Source organism: Sphingomonas bacterium, assembly GCF_903643035.1.
Classification (GTDB): domain Bacteria; phylum Pseudomonadota; class Alphaproteobacteria; order Sphingomonadales; family Sphingomonadaceae; genus Sphingomonas.
The window spans coordinates 1-5,632 of record NZ_CAHJWW010000178.1; the positions used below are offsets into that span (position 1 = coordinate 1).

Below are 5,632 nucleotides of genomic sequence, written 5' to 3' on the forward strand. Positions count from 1 at the left end.
CCGCCCGGCCCTCCGCATGGGGCGACGAGGGGTTCGCCCAGCGCGCCATGCCGTCCGCCACGCCCGCGCGCGCGGCGGCGGTCGTCGGCGTGGTCGCGGCATGGTCGAGGTACAGGCGGTCGGCCAAGATCATTCCCTTGCGTGGATCGCCTGCTATATAATGGAGCATCCGGCGGGCTTCATCCCGCGCTCCCCTTTCTAAGGTCGCCCATGCCCGAAGTCATCTTTCCCGGCCCCGAAGGCCGCCTGGAGGGGCGTTTTGCCCCTGCCCCACGCCCGCGTGCGCCGGTCGCGATGATCCTGCACCCGCATCCGCAGTCGGGCGGCACGATGAACAACCGCATCGTGCAGGAACTCTACAAGACGTTCCAGCGGCGCGGCTTCGCCGTGCTGCGCTTCAACTTCCGCGGCGTGGGCAAGAGCCAGGGCGTCTTCGACAACGGCGTCGGCGAACTGTCCGACGCGGCGAGCGCGCTCGACTGGGTGCAGAGCTTCCACGTCGAGGCGCAGACGACCTGGGTCGCAGGCTTCGGCTTCGGCGCGTGGATCGGGATGCAGCTGCTGATGCGGCGGCCGGAGATCCGCGGCTTCATCTCGATCGCGCCGCCCGCCAACATGTTCGACTTCACTTTTCTGGCGCCCTGTCCCGCGAGCGGCATCATCATCCAGGGCGGACAGGACGAGGTGGTGACTCCCGCCGCGACGCAGAAGCTGGTCGACAAGCTGCGCACGCAGAAGCACATCACCATCCATCACGATACGATTCCCAAGGCCAACCACTTCTTCGAGCACGAGATGCCGGACCTGATGGGCAGCGTGGACAAGTATCTGGACATGCGGCTGGCGCCGGACTCGCCGATCCGGTGAGGGCGAAGGCTCGACCGGCCACGGCGGCGCGTCAGGCGATCCAGACCAGCACATTTCCCAGCAGCACCGCCGCCATCACCAGCATCAGCACGCCCTTGCGCCGGTCGGTGCCGAGCCACACCAGCCGGGCGCCGAACACGACCAGCACGAAGGTGGCGAGCATCGCAAGGGCGGGAGCAAGGGCGTTCGGGGAGTCCACGCGCTCCCCTTAGGCCGTTCAGGCCGACCTTGTCGAAAACTGCCCCTCGCCCGCCGCGACGCAGAACGGCCATGGGCGTTAACGCGTTGTTTTCTCAAGGAGGAGCATTGCTCGCGGGACGATACGGACGGGAGCTGAGCATGAACGGATATGTGGCGGCTGGTGCGCTGGTGCTGATGACGATGGGCGGCGGCACCGCGGCGGAGGCGCAGAGCCTGCCGGGCAGCGTATCGCTAGGCGTGACCGGGGGAACCGAAGGCGTGGGTCCGGAGGTGTCCTACGATCTTCCCGGCGGCGTGGTCGGCGTGCGCGCGAACGCGACCTTTCTCGGTTTCGGCCATAGCGTCCGGTCGGGCAACCTCGCCTATCACGGCGATTTCACCCTCGCCTCGGGTGGACTGTTCGCCGACCTGCACCCGTTCCGCGGCGGGTTCTTCGTGTCGGCTGGCGGGCGCATCGACGGGAACCGCGGCCTGATCACCGCGACGCCGACGCAGAATACCCAGATCGGAAGGATCAGCTTCACGCCGGCGCAGATCGGCACGATCACCGGCCATGCCGATACAAAGGCGTTCGCGCCGCAGTTGACGCTGGGTTATGCGGCTTCGGTGGCGCCTCGTCTTCGGCTCGGCCTGGAAGCCGGCGCGCTGTTCCAGGGCGCGGTGCGCGTTCGCGACTTCCGGTCCAACGGCGCGCTGGCCGGCGATGCGACCTACACCGCCCAGCTCGAACAGGAGCGATTGCGCGTGCAGGATCGGGTGGACGACTACAAGGTGTACCCCGTCCTCCAGCTGCGGCTCGGCTATCGCCTTTGAGTGCCGAGCGGGCGCAGGTCGAGCCCCGAGAACATCTGCGGGAGGACAGGGACCTTCACCCCGTCATCACCCGGGCATAGGCCGCCAGGTCCACGTTCCCGCCCGACAGCAGCACCAGCATCCCCGCCTCCGCGCGCACCCTGCCGACGAGCAGCGCGGCCAGCGCCACCGCGCCGCCCGGCTCCACGACCAGCCGCAGGCGCTCCGCGGCCCAGCGTTGCGCCGCCGCCGTCTCCGCCTCGCTCACCGCCACCCCCTCGACGCCCCGCCTGGAGAGCACGTCGAACGTCAGCGTCGAGACCCGCGTCGTCATCAGCGAGTCGCACCGGGTCGGCGGCGGGTTCGCGCCCACCGGCTCGATCCAGCCCGCCTCCAGCGACCGGCGCATGTCGTCCCATCCCACAGGCTCGACCACCGTCACGCGCGCGTCCTCCAGCGCCAGCGCGATCCCCGCCGCGAGACCGCCGCCGCCGCACGGCACCACGACATGCGTCGGGCGCCCCAGCCCCGCTGTCTCCATCTGGCGCCTGGCCTCGATCCCGGCCGAGCCCTGACCCTCGATCACCCAGGGATCGTCGAAGCTCGGCACCAGCGTCGCCCCGCGCGCCTCCGCCAGCCGCCCGGCGATGCCCTCGCGCGACTCGGTCGCGCGGTCGTAGCGGACCACCTCCGCGCCCAGCGCCAGCGTCGCGTCAAGCTTCACGCGCGGCGCGTCCGCGGGCATCACGATCGTCGCGGGGATGCCCAGCCGCCTCGCCGCCCAGGCGATCCCCTGCGCATGGTTGCCCGACGAGAACGCCACCACCCCGCGCCGCCGCGCCGCCTCGTCCAGCGCGGACAAACGATGCCACGCGCCGCGAACCTTGAACGCACCGACCGGCTGCAACGACTCCGCCTTGAATGCTACTTGTACCCCGTTGATTTCACTCGTGAACAAAGGAGTGGGCGGCAGGATCTGCGTGATCTTCGCGGCTGCGTCGCGCACGCCGGCGCGGGTAGGGTGTCGCACGATCGTCAGGGCTCGTCTCCGCAGGTCAAAACACGCTTTACAGGGGGGGCGATCGACCCTATCTGCCCCCTCCGCTGCCCCATGGGACTTCCAACCGCAAGGCAGCTTTTCGAACGATCGGCGAAAGCCACTTGGAGGTCCCTTGATTTGCACCAGCATCCCAGCGCGTTGGGGTTAGCACCCCGTTCGACCGCCGTTTCCCCCCAGAACATGGTGGATTGCGGCTTCGACATCGCCTTGCAGCGGCCGGCATCGCCGGTCACGCTGATCCGTCCGCATGCCGCCGCGCGGGCGGCCCGGTACTTCGTCGAGAAGTTCCCGGGCCGGTCGATGTACGCGGTAAAGGCGAACCCGTCGCCTGACCTGCTGCATGTGCTGTGGGACAATGGCGTGACGCATTACGACGTCGCCTCGATCGCCGAGGTGCGGCTCGTCGCGCGCACGCTGCCGGACGCGACCTTGTGCTTCATGCATCCCGTGAAGGCGGAAGAGGCGATCGCCGAGGCGTATCGCGTCCATGGCGTGCGCGTGTTCAGTCTCGACAGCCTGGAAGAGCTGGACAAGATCGTGCGCGCCACAGACGGCGCGACCGACCTCACCTTGTGCGTGCGGCTGCGCGTGTCCTCCGAACACTCCAAGCTCAGCCTCGCGGCCAAGTTCGGCTGTCCGCCGTCGGAGGCCAGGCCGCTGCTGATGGCCGCGCGCCAGGCCTCCGACGCGCTGGGCATCTGCTTCCACGTCGGCAGCCAGGCGATGAGCCCGCAGGCCTATGCCGAGGCGATGGAGCGCGTGCGGCTGGCGATCGTCGAGGCGGCGGTGACCGTGGACGTGATCGACGTCGGCGGCGGCTTCCCGTCCAGCTATCCCGGCATGGAGCCACCGCCGCTCGACCGCTATTTCGAGACGATCCACCGCGCGTTCGAGAAGCTGCCGGTGTCCTATTCGTCCGAACTGTGGTGCGAGCCGGGTCGCGCGCTGTGTGCCGAATACAGCTCGGTGGTGGTGCGCGTCGAGAAGCGGCGCGGGGATGAGCTGTACATCAACGACGGCGCGTACGGCGCGCTGTTCGATGCGGCGCATATCGGGTGGCGGTTCCCGGTCACGGTGCTGCGGCCCGAGGAGAGCCGAGCCAGGCTGGTCGCGTTCAGCTTCTACGGGCCGACATGCGACGACCTCGACCATATGGCCGGGCCGTTCCTGCTGCCGGCTGACGTCCGGGCGGGCGACTATCTGGAGATCGGGATGCTCGGCGCGTACGGCGCGGCGATGCGGACCGCGTTCAACGGCTTCGGCTCGGACGAGACCGCGATCGCCACCGACGAGCCGATGGCGACGCTGTACGGCGAGGACGTGGCCGACGTGGCGGCGCCGGAGCCCGGGAAAGTCGTCAAGCTGTAACGCACTTCTGCTTCCCTCCCGCTCGCGGGAGGGGTCGGGAGCGGGAAGCCTTTCCCGCTCCTGCCCACCCCTAACCCCTCCCGCGAGCGGGAGGGGAATGAGGATGCCATGACCGACACCACGATCGACACGCCTACCCGCGAGGACATTCGCCCCAACGACACCCGCAAGCGCGAGCTGCTGTCCAAGCAGGTCGAGCATGTCGATATCCGCACGTTCGACGCGCGACCGATCATCGACGCGATGGACAAGATGAGCTTCACCAGCCGCGACCTCGCGCGCGCGACCGGCATCTACAACCAGATGCTCGCCGATCCCGACTGCTCGATCTTCCTCGTCGTCGCCGGCTCCACGTCGGCGGCGGGGTGCATGGACCTGTATGCCGAGCTGCTGCGCTCCAACATGATCGACGGCATCGTCGCGACCGGCGCGACGATCGTCGACATGGATTTCTTCGAAGGGCTGGGCCACAAGCATTACCAGGCGCTTGAGGTGCCGGACGACGACACGCTGCGCTCGCTGCTGATCGACCGCATCTACGACACCTACATCGACGAGGAGGAACTCCAGCACGTCGACCACACGATCTTCGAGATCGCGGAGGCGCTGCCCGCCAAGCCCTATTCCTCGCGTGCGTTCATCAGGGAGATGGGCAGGTATCTGGTCGAGCATGGAAAGAAGGACAACAGCCTCGTCAAGCTCGCCTACGAGCATGACGTGCCGATCTTCTGCCCGGCGTTCACCGACTCGTCGGCGGGCTTCGGCCTGGTCAAGCATCAGGTCGACGCGATGAAGGCGGGCAGGCCGTACCTCACGATCGACTCCATCGCCGACTTCCGCGAGCTGACCGACATCAAGATCAAGGCGGGCACCACCGGGCTGCTGATGATCGGCGGCGGGGTGCCCAAGAACTTCATCCAGGATACGGTCGTCTGCGCCGAGATCCTGGGTCACGACGACGTGGAGGTGCACAAGTACGCGATCCAGATCACCGTCGCCGACGTTCGCGACGGCGCGTGTTCCTCCTCCACGCTGCAGGAGGCGGCGTCCTGGGGCAAGGTGAACACGGGCATCGAGCAGATGGTGTTCGCCGAGGCCGGATCGGTGATGCCGCTGCTGGCGTCCGATGCATATCATCGCGGCTTGTGGAAGGACCGCGTGAAGCGTCGCTGGGGCGCGATCTTCGACTGATCGGCGGGCGGGGACCGCGGCCGGCGGCGGTCCCCGCCCGTGCTCGCGCCAGCGAAGGTGGCGCCCGTCCGGGACGGCCGCCGCGATAGCGGAACACCGGACCGAGATAGCAAAACCCGGCGGGCTGCCCGGCGCGGCTTGAAGCGAGATAGT

Annotated in this window: 6 protein-coding genes and 1 pseudogene; 4 read left to right on the forward strand and 3 right to left on the reverse strand. The window is 68.4% G+C overall.

Features of this window, described 5'->3' with window-relative positions; genetic code table 11:
* A pseudogene (locus HUV01_RS15220) lies at window positions 1–133 on the reverse strand (aminotransferase); the annotation flags it as partial.
* A 77-nt stretch (window positions 134–210) separates the two neighbouring features.
* Here HUV01_RS15220 and HUV01_RS11190 point away from each other — a divergent pair.
* Complete coding sequence (locus tag HUV01_RS11190) at window positions 211–867, forward strand: alpha/beta hydrolase (protein WP_174298331.1); 657 nt, start codon at window positions 211–213, stop codon at window positions 865–867.
* Between the two features lie 31 nt (window positions 868–898).
* Here the strand turns inward: HUV01_RS11190 and HUV01_RS11195 are convergent, their stop codons facing one another.
* Window positions 899–1,066: a hypothetical protein gene (locus HUV01_RS11195; RefSeq protein WP_174298330.1), complete on the reverse strand. Its 168-nt coding sequence runs from the start codon at window positions 1,064–1,066 to the stop codon at window positions 899–901.
* A 140-nt stretch (window positions 1,067–1,206) separates the two neighbouring features.
* On the opposite strand from HUV01_RS11195, the gene HUV01_RS11200 reads away from it, so the two are divergent.
* Window positions 1,207–1,881, forward strand: a complete 675-nt coding sequence (locus tag HUV01_RS11200) for a hypothetical protein (protein WP_174298332.1) — start codon at window positions 1,207–1,209, stop codon at window positions 1,879–1,881.
* Between the two features lie 55 nt (window positions 1,882–1,936).
* Here HUV01_RS11200 and HUV01_RS11205 read toward each other — a convergent pair whose 3' ends face one another.
* Window positions 1,937–2,866 (reverse strand): threonine ammonia-lyase, encoded by a 930-nt coding sequence (locus HUV01_RS11205; protein ID WP_254606579.1) that lies wholly within the window; start codon window positions 2,864–2,866, stop codon window positions 1,937–1,939.
* Window positions 2,867–3,037: 171 nt separating this feature from the next.
* Between HUV01_RS11205 and HUV01_RS11210 the strand changes: the two genes are divergently transcribed.
* Window positions 3,038–4,288, forward strand: coding sequence for a type III PLP-dependent enzyme (locus HUV01_RS11210; protein ID WP_254606580.1), 1,251 nt, complete (start codon window positions 3,038–3,040; stop codon window positions 4,286–4,288).
* Between the two features lie 108 nt (window positions 4,289–4,396).
* Window positions 4,397–5,479 carry a 1,9-bis(guanidino)-5-aza-nonane synthase gene (locus HUV01_RS11215; protein WP_174298334.1) on the forward strand — a complete coding sequence of 361 codons (1,083 nt, stop codon included), beginning with the start codon at window positions 4,397–4,399 and terminating at the stop codon, window positions 5,477–5,479.
* Window positions 5,480–5,632: the final 153 nt, after the last annotated feature.

Bases quoted from the DNA above. Each gene is read 5' to 3' on its own strand.
- HUV01_RS11215 (WP_174298334.1), top strand. From the start codon at position 4,397: ATGACCGACACCACGATCGACACGCCTACCCGCGAGGACATTCGCCCC.
- HUV01_RS11200 (WP_174298332.1), top strand. From the start codon at position 1,207: ATGAACGGATATGTGGCGGCTGGTGCGCTGGTGCTGATGACGATGGGC.
- HUV01_RS11190 (WP_174298331.1), top strand. From the start codon at position 211: ATGCCCGAAGTCATCTTTCCCGGCCCCGAAGGCCGCCTGGAGGGGCGT.